The sequence below is a fragment of the Mucilaginibacter sp. CSA2-8R genome (genome assembly GCF_038806765.1).
Taxonomy (GTDB): Bacteria; Bacteroidota; Bacteroidia; order Sphingobacteriales; family Sphingobacteriaceae; genus Mucilaginibacter.
This window is the reverse complement of sequence record NZ_CP152389.1, coordinates 2,006,924-2,028,555: the sequence shown is the minus strand read 5'-3', so window position 1 is coordinate 2,028,555 and position 21,632 is coordinate 2,006,924. Positions and strand designations below refer to the sequence as shown.

At 43.8% G+C, this 21,632-nt stretch carries 16 protein-coding genes; 5 read left to right on the top strand and 11 right to left on the bottom strand.

Going from position 1 to position 21,632, the window contains the following annotated elements:
* Nucleotides 1-381 precede the first annotated feature (381 nt).
* Together AAGR14_RS08620 and AAGR14_RS08615 are read right to left on the bottom strand one after the other, a co-directional pair.
* Entirely contained in the window at nucleotides 382-2,988 is a 2,607-nt protein-coding gene (locus AAGR14_RS08620) for a TIM-barrel domain-containing protein (protein ID WP_342648183.1), read from the bottom strand.
* A gap of 522 nt (nucleotides 2,989-3,510) precedes the next feature.
* Nucleotides 3,511-5,973 (bottom strand): DUF5686 family protein, encoded by a 2,463-nt coding sequence (locus AAGR14_RS08615; RefSeq protein ID WP_342648182.1) that lies wholly within the window; start codon nucleotides 5,971-5,973, stop codon nucleotides 3,511-3,513.
* A 277-nt stretch (nucleotides 5,974-6,250) separates the two neighbouring features.
* Between AAGR14_RS08615 and AAGR14_RS08610 the strand changes: the two genes are divergently transcribed.
* A complete protein-coding gene (locus tag AAGR14_RS08610; protein WP_342648181.1) occupies nucleotides 6,251-7,900 on the top strand; it encodes a glycoside hydrolase 43 family protein in 1,650 nt (549 codons plus the stop codon).
* A 221-nt stretch (nucleotides 7,901-8,121) separates the two neighbouring features.
* Here AAGR14_RS08610 and AAGR14_RS08605 read toward each other — a convergent pair whose 3' ends face one another.
* The 9 genes from AAGR14_RS08605 to tkt all read right to left on the bottom strand — a co-directional run bounded on the left by AAGR14_RS08605 (nucleotide 8,122) and on the right by tkt (nucleotide 17,396).
* Nucleotides 8,122-8,256 (bottom strand): hypothetical protein, encoded by a 135-nt coding sequence (locus AAGR14_RS08605; protein ID WP_342648180.1) that lies wholly within the window; start codon nucleotides 8,254-8,256, stop codon nucleotides 8,122-8,124.
* 121 nt (nucleotides 8,257-8,377) lie between these two features.
* On the bottom strand, nucleotides 8,378-9,331 hold the full coding sequence (locus tag AAGR14_RS08600; RefSeq protein WP_342648179.1) for an ROK family protein: 954 nt from the start codon (nucleotides 9,329-9,331) through the stop codon (nucleotides 8,378-8,380).
* Between the two features lie 103 nt (nucleotides 9,332-9,434).
* Entirely contained in the window at nucleotides 9,435-10,160 is a 726-nt protein-coding gene (pgl, locus tag AAGR14_RS08595) for a 6-phosphogluconolactonase (protein WP_342648178.1), read from the bottom strand.
* Nucleotides 10,161-10,176: 16 nt separating this feature from the next.
* Complete coding sequence (zwf, locus tag AAGR14_RS08590) at nucleotides 10,177-11,679, bottom strand: glucose-6-phosphate dehydrogenase (protein ID WP_342648177.1); 1,503 nt, start codon at nucleotides 11,677-11,679, stop codon at nucleotides 10,177-10,179.
* 39 nt (nucleotides 11,680-11,718) lie between these two features.
* Complete coding sequence (gene gndA, locus AAGR14_RS08585; RefSeq protein ID WP_342648176.1) at nucleotides 11,719-13,128, bottom strand: NADP-dependent phosphogluconate dehydrogenase; 1,410 nt, start codon at nucleotides 13,126-13,128, stop codon at nucleotides 11,719-11,721.
* A 42-nt stretch (nucleotides 13,129-13,170) separates the two neighbouring features.
* Nucleotides 13,171-13,788, bottom strand: coding sequence for an HAD family phosphatase (locus AAGR14_RS08580; protein ID WP_342648175.1), 618 nt, complete (start codon nucleotides 13,786-13,788; stop codon nucleotides 13,171-13,173).
* Between the two features lie 4 nt (nucleotides 13,789-13,792).
* Nucleotides 13,793-14,920 (bottom strand): transaldolase, encoded by a 1,128-nt coding sequence (tal, locus tag AAGR14_RS08575; protein ID WP_342648174.1) that lies wholly within the window; start codon nucleotides 14,918-14,920, stop codon nucleotides 13,793-13,795.
* Nucleotides 14,917-15,375, bottom strand: coding sequence for an RpiB/LacA/LacB family sugar-phosphate isomerase (locus AAGR14_RS08570; protein WP_342648173.1), 459 nt, complete (start codon nucleotides 15,373-15,375; stop codon nucleotides 14,917-14,919). Before AAGR14_RS08570 ends, tal begins: the two co-directional genes overlap by 4 nt.
* Before the next feature lie 5 nt (nucleotides 15,376-15,380).
* Complete coding sequence (gene tkt / locus AAGR14_RS08565) at nucleotides 15,381-17,396, bottom strand: transketolase (RefSeq protein ID WP_342648172.1); 2,016 nt, start codon at nucleotides 17,394-17,396, stop codon at nucleotides 15,381-15,383.
* 333 nt (nucleotides 17,397-17,729) lie between these two features.
* Here tkt and AAGR14_RS08560 point away from each other — a divergent pair, with 333 nt between their 5' ends.
* The 4 genes from AAGR14_RS08560 to AAGR14_RS08545 all read left to right on the top strand — a co-directional run bounded on the left by AAGR14_RS08560 (nucleotide 17,730) and on the right by AAGR14_RS08545 (nucleotide 21,578).
* Nucleotides 17,730-19,154: an inorganic phosphate transporter gene (locus AAGR14_RS08560; RefSeq protein WP_342648171.1), complete on the top strand. Its 1,425-nt coding sequence runs from the start codon at nucleotides 17,730-17,732 to the stop codon at nucleotides 19,152-19,154.
* Nucleotides 19,155-19,160: 6 nt separating this feature from the next.
* Nucleotides 19,161-19,985: a universal stress protein gene (locus AAGR14_RS08555; protein ID WP_342648170.1), complete on the top strand. Its 825-nt coding sequence runs from the start codon at nucleotides 19,161-19,163 to the stop codon at nucleotides 19,983-19,985.
* A 298-nt stretch (nucleotides 19,986-20,283) separates the two neighbouring features.
* Entirely contained in the window at nucleotides 20,284-20,946 is a 663-nt protein-coding gene (locus tag AAGR14_RS08550; protein ID WP_342648169.1) for an esterase-like activity of phytase family protein, read from the top strand.
* The gene (locus AAGR14_RS08545) at nucleotides 20,850-21,578 is read left to right on the top strand and encodes an esterase-like activity of phytase family protein (protein ID WP_342648686.1); all 729 of its coding nucleotides are present in this window, start codon (nucleotides 20,850-20,852) and stop codon (nucleotides 21,576-21,578) included. The genes AAGR14_RS08550 and AAGR14_RS08545 overlap by 97 nt, the downstream gene beginning before the upstream one ends.
* Nucleotides 21,579-21,632 lie beyond the last annotated feature (54 nt).

Here is a 21,632-nt window from a genome sequence, read left to right as displayed (position 1 = left end):
TAATTCTATCACACGTTTGTTTAAAAAGTGGCTTTTTTACCTATTTCAATCGATTACAAGTCTTTTTTGTGATAGTAAAATTGATAAAGTGATTTTTATAGGTTGTTCAACCTTTAGAAAAATTTTTATTATGAGTAGTGAATTGATGAGCTGTTGAGAATTGAGACTTTAGCCAACAAACAGGGCTACTGATTAATCAATTTCATATAATTAAACGGCTTGTCGCAGTGAAATGAAATAATAGTCTCTTGGTCAGATTCGAATACAAAGGCCATGCTGCTAAGCAACATGGCCTTTGTATTGTGAATTGAAATAGCAAATTAAAATCTATCATGGCTGCTTTATCCGTGCAGCCTTTAATATTTAAGATAATTTAACGTGTCAGATCTTTACCACCCGCTTTATACCTGAATATGTGATATTAGCAGACTTAGCTGAAGTTGTCCCTGCCTGCTTTCCATCAATTACCCGAACAGAGAATGTTCTCTTGGTTAAGCGCCCCGGGTAGTGCTTACTTATAAGGGGTTCGATAGTTAACAATCTATTACTCTCATTCCATGAAAAACGTGTGGTATTATATAAACCCTTTTCGTAGTTGTAGTTATCACCTTCGTCTTCATATAAAGTAAAGCTACCACTCGCCCCGCTGTAAATGCGAAGTTCGAGGGTATCAGCCCGCTTTTGTCCGGTATATTGCATTGTTGGACCGACCGGAATAATTGCACCTGCTTTTATAAATACTGGAATTTTACCATCGGCATCAGCTTTAACCGACCGGCCTCCTACGTACTTTTCCTCGTTGTACCAGTTGTACCAACCGGCAGATTTGGGCAAATAAACGGCCTGCTGTTTTATACCCGGTTCAATGACAGGTGCAATCAGCATTGACGGCCCAAACATATACTCATACGGCTGAATGATAGCATCATGATCGGCCGAAAAATCCATCAATAGCGGCCGCATCATCGTATATCCGTTTTTAGATACTTGCCATGCAGTCGAATAAATATAAGGCATGAGTTGATAGCGCTGGTTAAGAATGGTACGCATTTGCTCCTCTACCCTATCACCATATTTCCATGGTTCAGTTTCTGACTGGTAACCATGTGTCCTGAAAATAGGATTGAATGCCCCCCACTGAAACCAGCGTATCAGCAGATCATGGTATTGGGGGTCTGTATACTGAGAACGCCCCGGCCTGAAAAACCCGCCGATATCGGTAGTCCAATAGGGCATACCAGTCATATTATAATTTAAACCGGCCACGATCTGCCTTTTAAAGGTATCCCAATTCCAGCCAATATCGCCAGACCAGTTAATGGTTCCGTACCGTTGCTGACCTGCAAAAGCAGACCTGGTTAATATAGCTACCCTTTTTTTCGGGTTGGTTTGCCGCTGCCCGTCATATACAGCTTTACTTACAAACAACGGATAAACCAGCCGGTAAAAATCGCCTGGTCCTAAATAGGTTTGCTTACCCGCAAGGGCATCATTTTCGGGCTCGGTGGCATCCATCCACCAAGAATCTACTCCGTTAGCAAATAGGTTTTGGTTAAGTGCATTCCAATGTACTTTTTGCGTTGCCGGGTTAAAAATATCAATCCAGGGGCTATTAGCAATGTATAGGTTTTGTGCAATGTATGGTTTAGCCACATCAGAGCGCTTGTCCAGGTTTTCCCAAACCGATACAGACAGGCGTGCATTCAACTGGTGCAGCTCGCCAATAAATTTTTGAGGATCAGGGTAGTTGGTTTCATCAAATTTGGGTACCCCCCAACCATATTTACCCCAGTATTGCCAATCCTGCACAATTACGTCTACCGGTAAATTACGCTTTCTGAATTCTTTTACAGTTTCTACCAGATGATTACCCGAAGTATAGCGCTCACGGCACTGCCAAAAGCCGTAAGCCCACAAAGGCAGCATAGGTACCTGCCCGGATAAATTGCGATAGTTACTAATCACTTCATCTGCATTTGCACCTTTAAATACCAGATAATCTAACTCCCTGGCATTGGGCGATCTAAACGTAGTGCTATTATCAGCCGGTTTCCAGGTAAGTTTAGGCTTGTTGCTTGCCTTGCAAACCACTTGTATGGTATGCGTACCAGCTTCTAAATGTGCCAGTTTACCCACAGCAGGCGGCAACCATAAATTAGATTGGTCAATTACCGGTTTACCATCAATAATAAGCAGGTGCCTATTATCCATATCGCCTAAATCTAAAAGAAAAGAATACATTCCGGCCCTATATATATTCAATGTACCCCGGTAAAGCGCTTGCTGCTGCGATACCTTTTTCGTACCTGCCGTTGTGGTTACCTCAGCATCGGCTTTTCCACCGGCAACAGTGTCTTTTTTTGCGAGCGTAACCACACTATCAGACGGATTATAATAAGTGAGCCCGTACTGATGCCATAAAATGCCGTAATTTTTACTCGAATAGATAAAGGGAATGGCGATTTGCGTATTTACCTGCGTTAACTTACGACTGAGGTTTAAAAGATTAAAGCCACCGTCTTGAAATTGCCCTAAACCCAGCAAGGTTTCATCCGGCGCTGACGTAAAACTTTGCTCGGCCGTAAAACACTTTTCGCCCTGTGTGCTGCCTGGTGTAAGCTTGCGACTGCCCAACTTCTCCTGCAAAAATATTTTTCCGCTTGCATCAGCAAAGGATATGGCTCCGGTGAGTTTTGAAAATGTCACCAACAAAGACCGGGTAGATAATTTGATTGTCGATGGCGTTGCAACAACTTTAAACTTCGGTATCTGGATTTTATTAATTAAAACTAATTCTTGCGTTTCTTTAAGCGCACCTTGATGATATTGTATACGCACCGCCTTTTCGGACACTGGAATAATATCCAGCACTCCTTCAGAAAAATCAATAGCTACTTTATCTGGCTTAATGAAATGCGATTTATACAACTGCCCAAAAGCCGGCAAGGCAAGCCATAGCGTTAAAAACAGAAGAAGCGACTTTATCATTAGGTTTAAAAAATTTCCTTTATACCGGCACGCACTAAACTAATTGAAAAATTGGCGCATAGTGCAGGCTTAATCATCAAATGTATACTTGTAATTACACTGTTTAATATATTATTCGTCAATTTGATGGTCCAAATGTTCAATAAAGTTAAATTAATTATACAATAATATAAGTTGCGTAATGACACTTCAGATACTTAAAACCCTTTGCGTGCAAAATGAATTTGCCATAAAAGACGCTCAAAATACGGTTTACTTTTAAGCCACTCATTAAGTTTATATACTTTCGCACAGCGCCTGCATGCACGGCAGCCTACTACTCTGCTGCATGAGAAAACTATCTCCAGTAACATATAAATAGCCCAGTACAAACATCATTACATGCTGCCTGTACAAAAACTCTTCAAGCCCATACTGTGCTTTGAGTTAAATATCGATGTACATTTCACTATAGATAACAGCTGGAGTTGATAGTTTAATTGGATAAACGTAAGGCGTTGCCAGCCTGGTGTTGTTTTAAGCTTATAATCTAAACTGCAAACTGGTTCTAAAAGCTATGCGGCCAGGCAATTTACCGGCTTCGTCTAAATGGTCGTTATGATTGAGGCGGTACAGCACATCAAAACGCAAAAACTTTAAGATGTTTTCTACACCGTATCCAACTTCCATGTACGGATCGCTGTGCAGGTTCCGGTCATACCGGCGTAAACCATTACGCTGTCTGAGGGTATTGTTATCTTCGCTTATACTTCCGACAAGTATATTAAAATCGGCAACGGTACGTAAATTTAAGGATTTAAGTAAAGGCAAGCTGTTGGTGAGCAAACCTTCCATATGCTGGGTATAATTTAACGAGGCATACCTGTCGCTCGTAAATTCGAGAAAGCGCATGGTGTTAAAGTTAAACCGATGATTTTCTAACAACGGGAATGGCAACACTGACGGAATATAGCCACCGCTAAGCGAATATTCTCCTTTACCTAATATACCCATATGCAACTTTTGGGTAACATTAGCAGCAAACTTATTGTAGTTAAAATCGCCGCCAAATACTTTGGCACCGCGCGTATAACGGAAAGTGATTACCGGGTTATCTTCGCCATTGTTAATTAGAATCCTTTTATTAATCTGCTCAGACTGCAGCTCACGACGGCCGGGCGTCCATTGCAGTTCTGCTACAGCTTCAGAAACTTGATAATCATGAATAACATCGCCGTCATCACGCCTGCGATAACTGAAATCAAAAAGCGGATCAAATGTCCGGTGAGCCACGGTAATCTGTGCACGTAATGTACCTGTTAAATCATGCTGGATGTATGTTTTAAATTCGTTTTGGGTAAAAGGACCACGCCGGCTTACGGAACCGTTGCGAATAGATGCGCGGAAGACGTTATTTGATTTGCTAAAGTTTTCGAACTGGTAACCGGTTTGCGCTAAATCATGGCTATAAGATATACCAAGCTGCGTCCATGGCTTACGCGAAAATATATAATCTGCTGAGGCTCCGTAATTCACTTTACGGTTCAAAAATGCATAGCTGGCATAACCGCCTAAAACAACGCGGTTACTAAAATAGCGGTTAGTCATCCCTCCCAACCTTAAAACGCTTCCCTGTAAATCGTTATAACTGTAAGTATACAGATAAGGCCCAATGCTTATTTTGCCAACACGGTAATAACCGTTAATGATGGTAGAAGCAATGTTGGCGTAGTTTTTAACAATAGGCAAATTACGGACGGTATCAATTACCTGGTAAGTTCGCTTATCTACTGTGGTAAGTGTATCGTACCGGTGCTGCGCCCAATAAGTTTCATCGTTTTTTACCGCGTTGTCATTTATTGTTAGCGGTTCTTTAAACAACTGCTGCGGAAAGTCTTTGTTGACTTGGATATTTTTATTGGCCAAATAAAAATTACCAATAAAGCCAGGCTGATTTTTGATGAGGTTACTTACTTGTACAACTACACGCGTTCTCTCGGGCAACCATGCGTTTGTACCTGCCGGCTGTGTCATCTCTTCCTGGATACGTATTTTATCAAAAAAGTCTAAGTTGGCATCTTCACTTACCGTAACATCAATACGGTAAAGCGCATAACTATCCCGCGTAATCCACATTACACCGGCAAATGCTAAATCATGTGCCCGCTTGGGCTTGAATGCAATGCGGTAGCAGGTTACACCGTTAATGACATCGTTGTTTTCTATAAGTTCATATTCATACAATAGCTTCCAGCTGTCCGTAACCGGCGATATAAAGTCTTTGCCGGCCAGGCGCAGGTAATTTTGATAAAAATTATACTGCTGAAATCCGGTACTCACAATTTGAGAAATAAGCGTTGGATCTTCAATGCCCACCCCTTTTGACCGGGTGCTCAGTACCTGTTCCGTCTTGCGCTCGGGTCTGCGGTTATAATAAATATTGGAGATACTCTCCGACATAAAAATCGGCAAAATTACCGTGCCGTCGCTACCGGCGTTTTTTTTCAAACTGTCAAGTACCGGGGTAAGCTGTTGCATAAATTTGCGCCGCCTGAGCTTTTCACTTATTTTATTGATAGAAAGATCAATGCGTTTATAACTCTCAAAACTATAACTCTTAAGCTTGTCAAAGTTATTACTGTCTTTGTGTGCAATTACTTTGCGCATAATATTCCAAGCCGGATTTTCATAACTATGGGGTGTAACGATAACATCTTTAAGCATTTGGTTATCTGGCAGTAACTGAAAGTCTATCACTTTATCGGTGCGGCTCAATGTTTTCTTACCGGTGATGTAACTTACATAGGTGGCAAAAATAGAATCGGGTGCAGCGCCTGCCGGAAGGGTCAGGTTGTATAAACCCGAAAAATCGGTTGATACCGCTTTGATTTGATGTGCAGGTAACCTGACCGAAATGGTTACATACGGCAACGGCTCGCCGGTTTTGGCGTCGGTTACCTTACCTGTAATATATCGTGCAGATTGTGCAAAGCTTACAGAAGTCAAGCATACCAAACAGAAAACAAAAGTAAATCTTATAATCGGCCTTATCACGTATATCAACAGTAGGTAAGTTAGGACCTAAAAGTAGTTAGATATAAACTCATTTGTGTTGCTATCGCCTTAAAATTTCCTTATAAACGTAACGGGTATTTTACAGCCATCATTATTCCTGTAGAAAGCCGTCGGCCTAGAATAAAACAGGTAACCGTACATTTCGACTTTTCTTCTTACTTTCAGATGCTAAACAAATAATCGCCCAAAACCTGCAAATACATTACTGTTGAAAAAATTAATATTACTCTTCCTTTATTACCTGGTTGCCCAAGTTGTATCTGCACAGCAAAAGATAATGCCAACTCAACCATACATATCAAAAGTATGGAGCCCGGATTTAGGCAATGGACAATACAAAAACCCAGTCATAAACGCCGATTATTCTGACCCTGATGTAATTAGGGTAGGCAGCGATTTTTACCTGGTTTCATCCAGCTTCGAGAATATACCTGGTTTACCTATACTGCATTCTAAGGACCTTGTTAATTGGAAAATTTTAGGCTACGCCCTCAATAAGCAACCGCCCTTTGAGCATTTTGATACGCCCCGCCACGGCGATGGTGTTTGGGCTCCTGCCATACGCTATTACAACAAACAGTTTTATATATATTATCCCGACCCAGATTTCGGCATCTACCTTACTAAAGCCACTGATCCGGCAGGCCCTTGGACCGATCCGGTGCTGGTGATGCCCGGTAAAGGCTTGATTGACCCCTGCCCGCTTTTAGATGATGATGGCTCGATGTACCTGGTACATGGGTTTGCTGGTAGCAGGGCCGGTATTAAAAGTGTTATTGCGATAAATAAATTGAATAAAGCCGGCACCAAAGTAACTGATGAAGGCATGATTGTATATGACGGGCATGAGCATGACCCTACGTTGGAAGGGCCTAAATTTTATAAGCGCAATGGCTACTATTATATTTTTGCCCCAGCCGGTGGCGTATCTACCGGCTGGCAGCTGGCTTTGCGTTCTAATAACATTTATGGTCCCTATGAACGTAGGGTAGTGATGGATCAGGGCAAAAGTCCCATCAACGGGCCGCATCAGGGTGCCTGGGTAAATACCAGTACCGGCGAAGACTGGTTTATACATTTTCAGGATAAAGATGCTTACGGCCGCGTGGTACATTTGGAGCCGATGATTTGGAAAGATAACTGGCCGGTGATTGGGTTGGAGAAAGACGGAGATGGCAAAGGCGAACCGGTACTGACTTATCGTAAGCCAAATGTGGGTAAGTTACCGGCCGTAGTAGAAAATCCGATTGAAAGCGATGACTTTAATACTAACCAGTTGGGCCTGCAGTGGCAATGGAATGCCAACCCCAAAGCGCATTGGAGCTATCTGTACCCTGCTAAGGGAGTATTGCGTCTGTACAGCGCCAGAGTGCCCGATGAGACTAAAAATCTGTGGCAGGTACCCAACCTGCTGATGCAGAAATTTCCGGCTGAAGAATTTATAGCAACAGTGAAACTGGAGTTCACGCCTAACACTAAACTGGAGGGCGAGAAGGCCGGCCTGGCTGTAATGGGATTGAGTTATGCAGGCATAGGCATCAAACATAAAAAGGACGGCGATTACCTGGTATTCAGCACCTGTAAAAGTGCCGACCGCGGCGGCGGGGAAAACGAACGGGAATTAGCAAAACTAAGTTCTTCAACTATTTATTTGCGGGTGATTGTGCAGCCGGGCGCAATGTGCAGCTTTGCTTACAGCAATGATGGCAGGAACTTTAATATAGTGGGTGATACCTTTAAAGCAACGCCCGGACGCTGGGTGGGTGCCAAGCTCGCCCTTTTCTGCATCCGCAACACCCAAATAAATGATTCGGGCTACGCTGATATTGATTGGTTTAGGTTGACGCCACTGAAGTAATTTAAACGTTGAGTTTTGTACACTGAATACACATTACACTATAAAAAGGCCTTTATTACCTACTGATGTTAGTTGACAAAGGCCTTTTTGTTGATGCTTGATTCGCGCGCTTACTTAATTAATAATGTAAAGTGAGTTTCTTTGACGTTGAACGGGTCCTTATAGGTGAATGATTTTAAATCGCGATGTTCGGCACCGTATTAAAACCTCGTTATAAAACTTCAGGTATTTTCGCGGATGGTTAAAATTAACTCTTTACTTCCGCCAAATTCAAGTATAATTTTACGGAAGTCTTTAGGTTCTTTAACCAAGCCAGTGCAGGTGCTTAACAAATCGTGAGTATAAAGATGCACCATCTCTTTACCTTCCGCTCTGCCGGTATGGGTTACCGTTACGCTGGCCGTAACAGACTGGCTGATAGGTAAGCCACTGCATCAACAGTTAAACCTTAACAGCCCGCACAGCACTTCGGCTGGGTTAAACTAAACGGCTTGCACCTAAAATAGCGGCATCGTCTAAGTCCAGGCTGCTGTGAAGCAATTTTACCTGTCCTTTGTAAGAGGTAATCAGATGTTCTTCAAAGCTTTGTTGAGCAGGCTGTGAAATCATGTCACCAGCACGCATAACACCGCCAAATAACACAATAGCTTCAGGTGCAGAAAATAATGCAAAATTAGCCAAAGCCTCGCCTAAAATATTGCCTGTAAATTTGAAAACAGAAACAGCCAGCTCATCGCCGTTAACAGCACAATCATAAACAGCTTTTGACGTCAGCTCATCATCTTTATACTGGCTTAATTGGCTTTCTATCTCAGCGTTGTGCAGCATCTCTTTAGCTGTAATGGCGATGCCCGTTGCCGAGCAATAACTCTCTACAGTACCTTTTAAACCGGTTGACCAGTGTATCCGGCCATTATGCCTAATAACGGTATGTCCCAGTTCGCCCGCGTTACCTTTACAGCCGTACAGTAAACTGCCATTTACAAAAATGCCGCTCCCTACCCCGGTGCCCAGGGTAATCATAATAAAATCGGACATGTTTTTGGCCACACCAAAAGTATGTTCGCCTAAAGCTGCCACTTTAGCATCGTTATTTAGTACACATTTTAAACCAAACTTATCACTTACCATTTTAGCCAGCGGCACAATGTCTTTCCATTTAAGGTTAACGGCGTGTTCAATGTTGCCGGTAAAAAAGTTCGCGTTAGGAGCACCGATACCTATCCCCTTTAATTTATCCTTAGCGTTATGTTTTTCAATAAGAGGCAGCAGTTGCTCATGCAAGCCGTCAACAAAAGATGCAGCGTCCGGATAGTCAGCTGTTGCAATGCGGCCTTTTTCTAAAATAGTGCCGTCTGCGGTAATTAAAGCATACTTGGTATTGGTTCCACCTAAATCAATGCCTATCCGTAAATCTGTATCCGTTGCCATAATTAATATAAATTTAAAATCTAAAAAAAGTAAACGCATTGCTGCGGCTGGTCAAACATTCATCTAGACCAACCACAACAAAGCGTTAAAAAGAACAATAAAACTAAACTGATTTTAACTGACTTGCGGCAGCCTTGTCTACCAGCCAGGTTATGTCGCCAGTTTCAGGTTTGAGCATCTGCGCCGGATACAAATCCGTGTTATGCTCGCCTTCGAGCACCTCATGTAAGGCTGGTGCTTTATTTTCGCCATACAGCATTACCAACAGGTGTTGCCCCTTGTTAATGAGAGGTGCCGTTAGCGTAATACGGTACATATTTTGGGCATCCAGATGGTAGGCTGCTACCAGCTTTTGCGTTTCTTGCAATACCTGCTGATGCGGAAACAGCGAAGCGGTATGGCCATCAGGCCCCATGCCCAGCAAGATGAGATCAAAACTTAGGTCTGCATTTAAATGCTTCCGGATTTCGTTTTCATATTGAGCCGCATAATCATCGGCACTAATGCCTTCTTGCCACATGTAAAACACTTGGTTTTCAGGTACGGGTACTTTACTTAGCAAGGTACGATCGGCCATTTTGCCATTGCTCTGCTCGTCATCAAGCGGCACCCAACGTTCGTCTCCCCAAAAAACAAAAACTTTGGTCCAGTCTATCTTGTTTTGATACTCGGGCTGGGCCAATAAAGTGTACAGCTGCTCGGGCGACGATCCCCCCGTAAGTGCTACTACAAACTTTCCGTTTTGGCTAATGGATCGCTGTGCAATCTGTACAAATAGCTCTGCCGCTGCCGTGCTTATCTCCGCTTTGTTATCAAATACTTTAATCATAGCTTTACATTAAATTTTAACTTTTGTGCAGGGCCGAACTCCAGGTATGACCTTGGCGGGCAATCAGCGCTTCTGCACTTTCAGGGCCCCAGGTACCTGCACTGTAATTTGGGAAATCGAGAGACTCGCGCGATGCCCAGGCTTCCTGTATAGGGGTAATCACCTTCCACGCTTCTTCTACCTGATCGCTCCGCATAAACAGGGTAGCGTCTCCCACCATTGCATCCAGCAAGAGAGTTTCGTATGCCTCGGGCGAGTCTTTTCCGCTGGCGTAGTCAAACACCATTTCGGCCGGTTTTAAATCCATTTCCAGGCCTGGCTTTTTTGCCATAAACCTAAGCCTGATGTCCATCTGCGGCTGTATATTAATCGTCAGGCGGTTTGGTGTCACACTGTCTGCCTGTGAAGGCTCAAATGTTAAATGCGGAACCGGCCTGAATTGTATGGTAATAGATGAGGTTTTTTCCTGCATACGTTTACCGGTACGCACGTAAAACGGTACGCCCTGCCAGCGCCAATTTTCGATGGAAAATTTAACGGCAGCAAACGTCTCCGTGTTCGAACGCGGATTAACGCCTTCTTCCTCACGATAGCCCGGAACTTTTTCGCCCTGCATCCAACCGCCGCCGTATTGGCCACGCACGGCACAATTGTGCACATCCTCAGGCTTAATACGATGCACCGCGCGCAATACATCAATTTTGCGGTTGCGAATTTCTTCAGCTTCAAATGATACCGGCGGCTCCATGGCAATCATACAGAGCAGCTGCAACAGGTGGTTCTGGATCATATCCTTCAATGCACCTGCACCTTCATAGTAACCTCCGCGCTCTTCTACCCCAACCTGCTCGGCAACAGTAATTTGCACATAGTCTATAAAATTACGGTTCCAGATAGGCTCAAAAAGGGCATTAGCAAACCTGAAAGCCAGAATGTTCTGCACGGTTTCTTTACCCAGATAATGGTCTATACGATAAATTTGCTTTTCGCTAAATTTACTGGTAAGCAGTTTATTCAGTTCTATAGCACTATCGGTATCGTGCCCAAATGGCTTTTCGACCACGATGCGGTCGGTGTCGCAGTTAGCAGCCAAACCGCTTTCATTGAGGTGAATGGTTACCGGACCTATCAATTGCGGCGCAACCGACATATAGAATAAGCGATTTGCTCTTGCTCCCCACTTCTGGTCGATAGCATCCAGCTTTTGGGCAAGTTCTTTATACGAGTTGCCGTCATCTGCATTAGATACAAAATAGCTGATGTTTTCTTTAAATACAGCCCATTTATCATCTGCAGGCTTGCCGCTTCTTGAAAAACTGACTAAGCCATCGTATAATCGTTGACGGAAATCATCGTCGTTTAACTGGGTACGCCCCAGGCCAACAATGGCAAACTGATCAGACATCCAGCCATCTTTAAAAAGATTATAAAATGCCGGTATCAATTTACGTTTAGCCAAATCACCAGTACCGCCAAAAATGACAATAATGGTTGGTGGTGCTTTTTTTTGTGTTTTCATTACGCTGTTGTTATTATTCAGGTATCAGCTAAAAATCTGTTATTCCCATTTAGTGTGAAATACGCCTTCGCGGTCGGTACGTTCATACGTGTGAGCACCAAAGTAATCGCGCTGCGCCTGAATGAGGTTGGTGGGAAGCTTTGCTGTACGATATGCATCAAAATAGCTTAAGGCTGATAGTAATGCCGATGCGGCAATGCCTTTATCAATAGCGAACTTGGCGGTAAAACGCGCTGCTTCCTGCGTATCTAACAAAGTAGCTGCAATGCTATCATCCAGCATGATGTTAGGCAGTTCCGGATTTTTAACAAAAGCATGCATAAAATCCTCGAGCGATGTTGAACGGATGATACAACCACCGCGCCATATTTTAGCTACCTCGGCAAGGTTTAAACCATAATTATACTCTTTGGACGCCAGTTGCAGCTGCGCCAAACCCTGGGCATAGATAGTTAACATAGCAAAGTGGTATGCCTTTTTAACGTGCTCAATTAAACCGCCATGTTCGTCGCTATCATTAGCGGCATTGTTCCAGGCCAGTTTTTCGGAGGCTTGTAAACGCTCCGTTTTATATTTTGATAAATCGCGCATCGATACCGCAGCGTCAATAACCGGCACTGGTGCCTGTATATCCATAGCGTTTTGCGACGTCCATTTACCGGTGCCTTTAGCACGGGCCACATCAGAAATCATTTCTACTAGACGCTTACCGGTTTCATCGTCATTCTTTTTAAGCACGATGCCAGTTATCTCCAACAAAAATGACTTCAGTTCACCTTCATTCCAATCCTGAAAAGTTTGCTGCAACTGGTCGTCACTGTATTTTAAACCACGTTTGAGTAAGTCGTACACTTCAGATATCAGCTGCATAATGCCATATTCGATACCATTGTGTACCATTTTTACATAGTGGCCAGCCGAACCTGTACCCATATAGGCCACGCAGGGCTCTCCGTTCACTTTGGCTGCAACGGCTTCAAAAATTGGTTTAAGCCTGTCGTAGGCATCGCGGTCGCCCCCTGGCATCATGCTTGGTCCAAAACGTGCACCCTCTTCTCCGCCTGATACTCCCATGCCAAAAAAGTGAATTCCCTTTTCGCTTAATTCTTTAAAACGGCGGTCGGTATCCGGAAAGTAAGAGTTACCACCATCAACAATAATGTCACCTTTCTCCAACAACGGAACCAGGCTAGCAATGGCGCCGTCTACAGGCTTGCCTGCAGGCACCAGCAGCATAATAGCGCGCGGCGTTTTGAGCATTTTTACAAATTCATCAACCTTGGTTGTGCCTTTTACTATTTGCTTTTCGGTTGCTTCATTTTGCAAGGCATCAACCTTACCCTGGTCTAAATCCAGACCGGCTACGTTATATTGATGATCTGCTATATTAAAAAGCAGGTTGCGGCCCATCACTCCGAGGCCCACCATACCAAAATCATATTGCTCCATGTTGTTATAAATGTTTAATTGTTGAAAGTTTTGTTAGTGTTGTTAAGGCAGTGTTAAACCGAACCCGGCCAGTTGCTGCTGTGTTGATGCTAAGCCAGTATGATGGATGGCATTAATACCAAGCTTAATGGCGATTTCAGTATACACTTTTCGGTCGTCAATGTACAAAGTTTCCTGGGGTTTGACCTGCATCATATTTAGCGCCAGTTGATACATCTTGGGATCGGGTTTGCGCATATTCACATAACACGATGACACAAAAACATCAATCACACTTTTTAGATGATAAGTGTGTATACGATGCTCATTAAGTTCAAGCGGCTCATTGTTTACGGTAGCTGTAGGAAGCTGAAAATGATGCTTGATTTTTGAAATATAATCGATGGTATCAGGGAAGGGTTTTGACTCGGCCATCATGAATTGTTTAAACTCAGTGCGAGAAAATGGCCTTTCCTCATAAAAAACAATAAGATCCAGGTACTCATCTAAAGTGATCTTACCCGACTCGTAGGCGTCAAAAGTGTTCCGGTGCCGCTGGTTCAGCTCAACTGAATCAAGGGAAAAAAGCGCTGCGGCCTTTTCCCTTGATCGTGTTTCCCAGCCATCGGTTAAAAGTACGCCACCAATATCGAGCAGCAATAATTTAATCGGCGACTGCATGGTATTATTTGCTTACTTGTTTGCTTTTTTCTTCTATTACCTTCATCAGGCTATCAAAGGGTTTTACAAACTTTTGTATACCTTCTTCTTCCAATTGTTTAGTAATATCATTTAGGTTGATGCCTAAAACGTCATCCAACTGGTATAATTGATAACGCGCTTCTTCCAGTCCGTCTTCCAGGCGTGACGCCGGGTCGCCGTGATCGCGGTAAGCATTCAGCGTATCTTTAGGTACTGTATTTACAGTGTCCGGACCAATCAAAGCTTCCATGTACATTAAATCTGGATAATCTTTGTTTTTAACGCCGGTACTGGCCCACAACAAGCGCTGAGGCTTGGCACCTTTGGCGGCTAAGGCTTTAAAACGCTCAGACTCAAAAACCTCTTTATAAATAGAGTATGCATCGCGGGCACTTGCAATAGCTATCTTGCCTTTAAGCTGCTTGGCTACCGTTGCATGGCGATGATCGTCTTCGGCGGCTTTGTCTAAGAGCGGATCAATAGCGGTGTCAATGCGACTTAGAAAGAAACTAGCCACAGACGCCACACGGTCAACAGGCTCACCTTTAGCTGCACGTTCTTCCAAACCGTCAACGTAGGTTTCGGCAACAGCGCGGTAACGCTCTAAACTAAACAGCAATGTAACGTTGATGTTGATGCCTTCGCTGATAAGTTGCTTAATAGCCGGCAGTCCGGGTTCGGTACCCGGTATCTTGATCATCACATTTTTACGGTTCAGCGTTGCCCATGATGAGCGAGCTTCTTTAATTGATCCTTCAGTATCGAGCGCCAAACCAGGAGATACCTCTAAACTTACATAACCGTCTAAGCCGTCTGTTTTTTCATATACATCTTTAAAAAGGTCGGCGGCGGTTTGCACATCTTCAATGGCGATTTTAAGGAAAGCTTCCTGCGGCGACAAATTTTCTTTGCTTAACTCGGCCAGCGTATCATCATAGTCATTGCTATGAGCAATGGCTTCTTCAAATATGGCCGGATTGGAGGTAACACCTCTCAGGTCATCCTCGTCAATCAGTTTTTTCAGTTCTCCACCTTCGGTAAAAGATCTTTTTATATAATCAAGCCAGATGCTCTGGCCAAACTCCGGAATTCTTGCTAATGGATTTTTCACGACTTTGTGTATTTATGTTCAATTGCAATTACTTTGTCCAGGCGACGCTGAAAGCGCTCGCCACCGTCATACCTGGCTTTCAGGTATGCTTCTATTATTTCCCACATCAGTACCAAACCAATTACGCGGCCACCCAGGCAAAGCAAGTTCATGTCGTCATGCTCCACACCCTGATGCGCCGAGTAAGTCTCGGTAATTAGGGCTGCACGTATCCCCGGCATTTTATTGGCCGCTACCGATACTCCGACACCGCTACCGCAAACAGCTATACCACGCTCTACATCGCCCTTAGCGATGGCTTCTCCCAACGGTATCACTACATCGGGATAGTCATCCGTCGCCTCATACGTAAATGCACCGTAGTCTTTCACGTCGTAACCGGCGTCTGTAAGCATCTTAAACAGCTGCTGCTTTGGCTCAAAACCGGCATGGTCTGCTACTATACCTATTTTCATAGCAATTATTTATTGATAAGCGCTTTAGCTCTTTTTACTACATTTTCGGTAGTGAAGCCAAAATGTGCCAATACTGCGTTACCCTCGCCCGAATCACCGAAACTGTCGATACCAATAATATCACCCTCGAGGCCAACATATTTGTACCATGGCAAGGTAACGCCTGCCTCTACAGCTAAACGTTTCGTAAGATTTTTTGGTAACACCTCGCGCTGGTAAGCTTCATCCTGCTGAGCAAATATCTCGAGCGATGGAGCACTTACTACGCGTGCATTTATGCCCTCGGCAGCCAATTTTTCCTGCGCTTCAAGTATTAAATGAACCTCAGATCCGGTGGCAATCAAGATGATATCTGGTGTGCTATTTTTAGCTTCGCTTAATATATAAGCACCTTTCCATACGTTGGATGCCGGTGCATATTTTTCCTGATCGATGATCGGTAATTTTTGCCTTGACAGAATTAATGCTACCGGACCACGCAAGCGGCTCATAGCCACCTTCCAGCCTTCCACAGTTTCGTTAGCATCTGCCGGACGCAACACCGTCAAGTTTGGTGTTAAACGCAGTGACGTTACCTGCTCTACCGGTTGGTGAGTTGGGCCATCTTCGCCCAGTGCAATACTATCGTGTGTAAACACGTAAGTAACTGGGGCGTGTGTTAATGCAGCCAAACGGATTGATCCGCGCATGTAATCAGAGAATGTTAAGAATGTGCCGCCAAAAACGCGGGTACCGCCGTATGAGGCCATACCATTTAAAATGGCGCCCATACCGTGCTCACGTACGCCGAACCAAAGGTTGCGGCCACCGTAATTGCCCGGCTGGAAACTGTCTGAACCATCTTTACCCGGCGTTTCCGTAGAGCTTGACAAGTCGGCCGAACCACCTAGTAACCATGGAATAGTAGCGCGTAAAGCCTCAATAGCTTTACCGGATGCCTGACGGGTAGCTAACTGCTCGCCTGGCTTAAAGGTTGGCATTTGTGCATCCCAACCTTCGGGCAATTTGCCGTCCTGACTGGTGGCAAAATTTTGAGCCAGTTCGGGGTTATTTTTTTTGTATTCTTCAAACTGCGCTTTCCACTCGTTATGCAGTTTAGTACCTTTTTCAATCGCCTGCGCAGTGTGCTCTCTTACACCGTCGGGAACAAAAAACATTTTTTCGGGATCCCAACCAAAAAACTCTTTCGTTTTTTTCAGGTTTTCTTCGCCCAAGGCACTGCCGTGAACTTTGTTGGTACCCTCTTGCGGACTACCATACCCAATGATGGTTTTTACTGAAATGAGTGTTGGACGTTGCTTTTCTTCTTGCGCCTGTAAAATAGCATTTTCAATAGCAATCAAATCATTGCCGTCTTCTACCGTTAAGGTTTGCCAGCCGTATGAATCGAAACGAGCAGGCACGTCTTCTGTAAAAGCCAGATCAGTCGGTCCGTCCAACGATATCTTATTATCGTCATATAAAAAAATCAGTTTGCCCAGTTTGAGGTGACCTGCTAACGATGCAGCTTCAGATGCTACGCCTTCCATCAAATCACCATCACTTACTAAACAATAAGTGTAGTTATCTATGATTTTGGCATCTGCCAAGTTATATTTAGCTGCCAAAAACTCTTCGGCCATGCCAATACCCACAGCATTACCGAAACCCTGACCCAATGGACCGGTAGTTACTTCGATGCCCGGTGTGTTGGTTGACTCAGGGTGCCCAGGGGTTTTTGAACCTAACTGACGGAATTTTTCAAGCTCCGACATAGGTAAATCGTAGCCATATAGATGGAGTAATGCATATAATAATGCAGAACCGTGGCCCGCCGACAATACAAAACGATCGCGGTTAGGCCACTTTGGCTCTTTTGGATCAAAACGTAAAAAACGATTCCAAACCACATATGCCATCGGCGCGGCACCTAAAGGTAACCCGGGGTGACCGGAGTTAGCTTTTTGCACCATATCGGTTGCTAAAAAACGAATCGTGTTAATGGTTAGTTGTTCAATGTCTGATGACTGGTTTGTTGACATAATCTCGATTTAAAAAATTATCAGCATAATACCGTTGGAGTTTCAACTTTTTTTTGAAGAACTTGTTTTCAATAGTGCGAGGTTTTAATGATAACTTAATCAGCGCACTGTCATAGTTGGCAGATTGCCTTAAAACACGTCGAATTACCAATCATAAAACTGAATGATTGCTGATGTTATAAATATGAAAGCAACCATGTTTACAAAAACAACATTAAGTTTCATATAGTAACAATTTGTTAACGTTTACCGCACATTTTTAGAACGACTAATTCTGAATTTTGAATTTAGTTTTACAGCCTATAAAGCTGTTGTGCTCACAAACTAAAATTCATGTTTCCTACAGCTCTCGGTGTTGTTTTGCCATTTTTAGGACAAACTAATTTAAGCGGATACCTGCTTGTTGTTTTCCTGGTATGTATACTGGCCGTAGCCGGATTTGAATTTGTAAACGGCTTTCATGATACGGCTAATGCCGTGGCCACTGTTATTTATACCAAGGCGCTAAAGCCTGTTTACGCTATTCCGTGGTCAGGCACGTGGAATTTTTTGGGTGTATGTTTAGGTGGTGTCAGCGTAGCTATGGGTATTTTGAAACTGGTACCATTAGATACATTGATGACACTGCCGGTTAGCGTGGGTGCCTGTTTGGTACTGGCGGTTTTACTGGCCTCCATCATCTGGAATTTAGGCACCTGGTATTTAGGTATTCCATGCTCCAGCTCACATACAATGATTGGTGCAATGATTGGTGCCGGCCTTGCTTTTACTTGGTATTATAACGGCCCCGGCGTTAACTGGGGCAAGGCCGAAGAAATAGGCACCTCGCTTATCGTATCGCCGGTATTAGGTTTTGGTGCAGCGGCAGTGCTGATGTTGTTTCTAAAACATGTTACCAAATCGCATTCACTCTTTCATATCCCCTCCGGCGAAAATGACCGTCCTCCTATTTTCATACGTTTACTCCTTATCACTACCTGTACCCTGGTTAGCTTTTTTCATGGCAGTAATGACGGGCAAAAGGGTGTTGGCCTTTTTATGCTTATTTTAATTGCGTTTCTGCCTGCCCGTTTTGCAGTAAATCACAAAATACCTAATGCCAAGGTAAAAGCTGCTTTAGAACAAACACAACAGGTGCTGAACAAAACCTGGGTGACTAATGAGGAGGAAAAGAAAGTAGTTAATAATTTAAAGACAGCCATCCGTAAAACAGAAGCATCGCTGGCGGCAAAAAACGAGACAGATATTGCCAAAACGTACAGCTATCGCAAGCAGGTAGAAACTATTATTACAGATATTAAAGCTATTGAGAAAGAGCACCAGCTAAAACTTTCCGATCAGGACAAGCATACACTGGCTTCCAGCGCAAGTGAGTTAGAGCACGTAACGGATTTTGCGCCGTTATGGGTGATTGCTATTATTTCGCTCTCTCTAGGATTAGGTACCATGATTGGCTGGAAACGGATTGTAGTTACCATTGGCGAAAAAATTGGTAACGAGCACCTTAATTACGCGCAAGGCGCCTCGTCAGAAATTGTGGCAGCATCTACTATTGGTTTGAGTACGGCCTTCGGTCTGCCTGTTAGTACTACGCATGTGCTATCCAGCGGCATTGCCGGGTCTATGGTGGCATCTGGCGGCAAGGGTAATCTCAATAATAATACGCTTAAAAGCATTGCCATTGCCTGGATATTAACACTGCCCGTAGCCATTATTTTGGCAGCCTTATTGTTCATGTTATTTCACCTGTTTATCTAAACCGTCATGAAAAAACAACTTCTTGTAGCTTCCGATTTTTCGAAGTGTGCCGGTAACGCTTTAGTTTATGCCATGAAACTGGCCTTGATTTTGGATAGAGACATCTGCGTTATCCATGCTATTCACCCTACCGAAGGGATAAACAACAGCACTTACAACGCTATTTTTATTGAGGCATATTACAATAACAAGCGCCAGGCACTTAAAGAATGGACAGCAGGATATACCTCCGATTCAGATTATGCGGATGTACAGGTAACTACACTTTGTGATGTCGGCTTTTTGCGAACCGTGATTTCCCGTTATGTCACCTCCAACCCGGTTGAAATGCTGGTGATGGGCATTATGGGATCAACCGGTATTAGTGGTATTGTAGGCAGTAATACCAGCATGATTGTAACCAAGTTCAAAACTCCAACCTTAATTATTCCGCTGGAAAGCAACTTTAGCGAAGTACCCATGATTACCCTGGCTACTGATTTTACCACACGCTTATCTGCCGAAGATGTAAACGCCCTGAATGAACTTACGCAAGCCGCTGGCTCTGACAAAATTCAGGTGCTGTATGTAACCGAAAAACCGAATGAAAAAGCTACTGTTAACAGCGAAATCAGGCTGAAAGAATTACTACCACAAACGGATCTTGAGTTTCATAACATCCAAAACAGCAGTGCCTCTACCGGTATACTTCAGTTTATTGAAACTCATAAAACCGACATTTTATGTTTGGTAAAACACCACCACAACATTGTATACCGCTTATTTACCCGCAGTACTGTAAACCAGGTGATGAATAAAACTGTAAAAGCCATATTGGTCTTACACGAGTAAGCACTCCATACTGTTTACATAACAACCCGTCGTCGTATTGTATCGAGCCAATCATAAACAATCACCCAATGCTCCAGCGAGCTTGCTCAATGCAGTTTAAAGGTTACTCTCAATCTCTATCTCTATCACTTCAGCATCCGAAACCATCAATATTAAAGACATACACGAGGCTTTGATATGCGTTCACATTGAGGCCAAATGGGTGGCCGGTTAAGAAGTTATAATGTTGTTACTTGCTTAATGTTAACTTAAAATCACAATTCTTTTTTTGTAGCAAAATTCAGGTAAAAGCAAACAAATGAAGAAACAGTTACTATGCACTTTGGCTGTAGCCGCAATGGGCTTTACCGCGTGTAAAAAGCACCATAATGACAGCGAATCTTTTACTTACCCTGACATGGCCGAGGCAACAGACCCGGCCGTACTTTATACCACTGCACAAGGCGTTAAAGTTTATAATGGCGGTTTTGGTTCGGCTATGGCTGCCGACCCAAACGAACCTGATGTATTTTATTTGATGACGGACCGCGGCCCAAATGTGGCAGGCACAGCCAACAACTCCATCATCATTGGTCGTCCTGATTTTTGCCCCGAGATTGGCAAATACCGCCTCAAAGACGGCAAACTGGTTTTAGAGCAGGTGATAGAATTTAAAAATGCGGCCGGTATCAAATTAAACGGCTTACCCAACCCTGCCGGTATGGGTGCATCCGGCGAAACTACCTATGACCTTAACGACCAGGTGATAGCGCCAAGTGCTGATGGCATCGACTCTGAAGGTATGGTTCGTTTAGCTGATGGTACATTTTGGGTAAGCGACGAGTACGGCCCGCACATTGTTCACTTTGATGCACCGGTAAAACCATTGAGCGTATTAACCCTTTTGGCAGCGGTACCGGCGGCCGTAAAATTCCGGCTGTATTTGCTACCCGTCGTGCAAACCGCGGTATGGAAGGCTTAACCATCACGCCAGACGGGAAAACATTAGTGGGCATTATGCAATCGCCGATGTATAATCCTTCAAAATCAGCAGTTGCAAACTCGTTAGTTTTACGTATCCTTACTTTTGATATTGCCAGTGGTGCAACCAAACAATACGCTTATTTGATGGAGAACACCTCCATTACCGGCGTAAGCGAGATTGTAGCCGTGAATGCCACTACCTTTTTAACTATTGAGCGCGATGGCCTGTACGGCGGCGCTCCTACCAACCCGTCAACCTTTAAACGGATTTACAAGACAGACATCAGCCAGGCCACAGATATATCTGACGCCAGTAACGGCACAAACGGAAAATTATACGGCGGCAAAACTGTAGAAGAGTTGAACAACCTTTCGGGCTTAACTACCGCAGGCATTACGCCGGTTAGCAAAACCCTGGTTTTAGATTTACTTAAAGACCTGCCAAACGTTTACCCTCACGATAAAGCAGAAGGTCTGGCCCTTTTACCGGGCAACATCCTCGCTATATCAAACGACGACGATTTTGGTGTGGTTGACAACGGCTCTAACACGTTTGCCGCTAAAATATTACCGGCAACCAATAAGGTAGACCATAACACCATCTACTTTGTAAAACTGAAATTATTATAACCTCATCCTTAAACAAAAAGCGGCTTCCCTGTATAGGAGCCGCTTTTTTGTAAC

Bases quoted from the DNA above. Each gene is read 5' to 3' on its own strand.
- AAGR14_RS08620 (WP_342648183.1), bottom strand. From the start codon at position 2,988: ATGATAAAGTCGCTTCTTCTGTTTTTAACGCTATGGCTTGCCTTGCCG.
- AAGR14_RS08580 (WP_342648175.1), bottom strand. From the start codon at position 13,788: ATGCAGTCGCCGATTAAATTATTGCTGCTCGATATTGGTGGCGTACTT.
- AAGR14_RS08555 (WP_342648170.1), top strand. From the start codon at position 19,161: ATGAAAAAACAACTTCTTGTAGCTTCCGATTTTTCGAAGTGTGCCGGT.
- tkt (WP_342648172.1), bottom strand. From the start codon at position 17,396: ATGTCAACAAACCAGTCATCAGACATTGAACAACTAACCATTAACACG.
- gndA (WP_342648176.1), bottom strand. From the start codon at position 13,128: ATGGAGCAATATGATTTTGGTATGGTGGGCCTCGGAGTGATGGGCCGC.
- zwf (WP_342648177.1), bottom strand. From the start codon at position 11,679: ATGAAAACACAAAAAAAAGCACCACCAACCATTATTGTCATTTTTGGC.
- AAGR14_RS08605 (WP_342648180.1), bottom strand. From the start codon at position 8,256: ATGGTGCATCTTTATACTCACGATTTGTTAAGCACCTGCACTGGCTTG.
- AAGR14_RS08550 (WP_342648169.1), top strand. From the start codon at position 20,284: ATGAAGAAACAGTTACTATGCACTTTGGCTGTAGCCGCAATGGGCTTT.
- AAGR14_RS08570 (WP_342648173.1), bottom strand. From the start codon at position 15,375: ATGAAAATAGGTATAGTAGCAGACCATGCCGGTTTTGAGCCAAAGCAG.
- AAGR14_RS08600 (WP_342648179.1), bottom strand. From the start codon at position 9,331: ATGGCAACGGATACAGATTTACGGATAGGCATTGATTTAGGTGGAACC.
- pgl (WP_342648178.1), bottom strand. From the start codon at position 10,160: ATGATTAAAGTATTTGATAACAAAGCGGAGATAAGCACGGCAGCGGCA.
- AAGR14_RS08560 (WP_342648171.1), top strand. From the start codon at position 17,730: ATGTTTCCTACAGCTCTCGGTGTTGTTTTGCCATTTTTAGGACAAACT.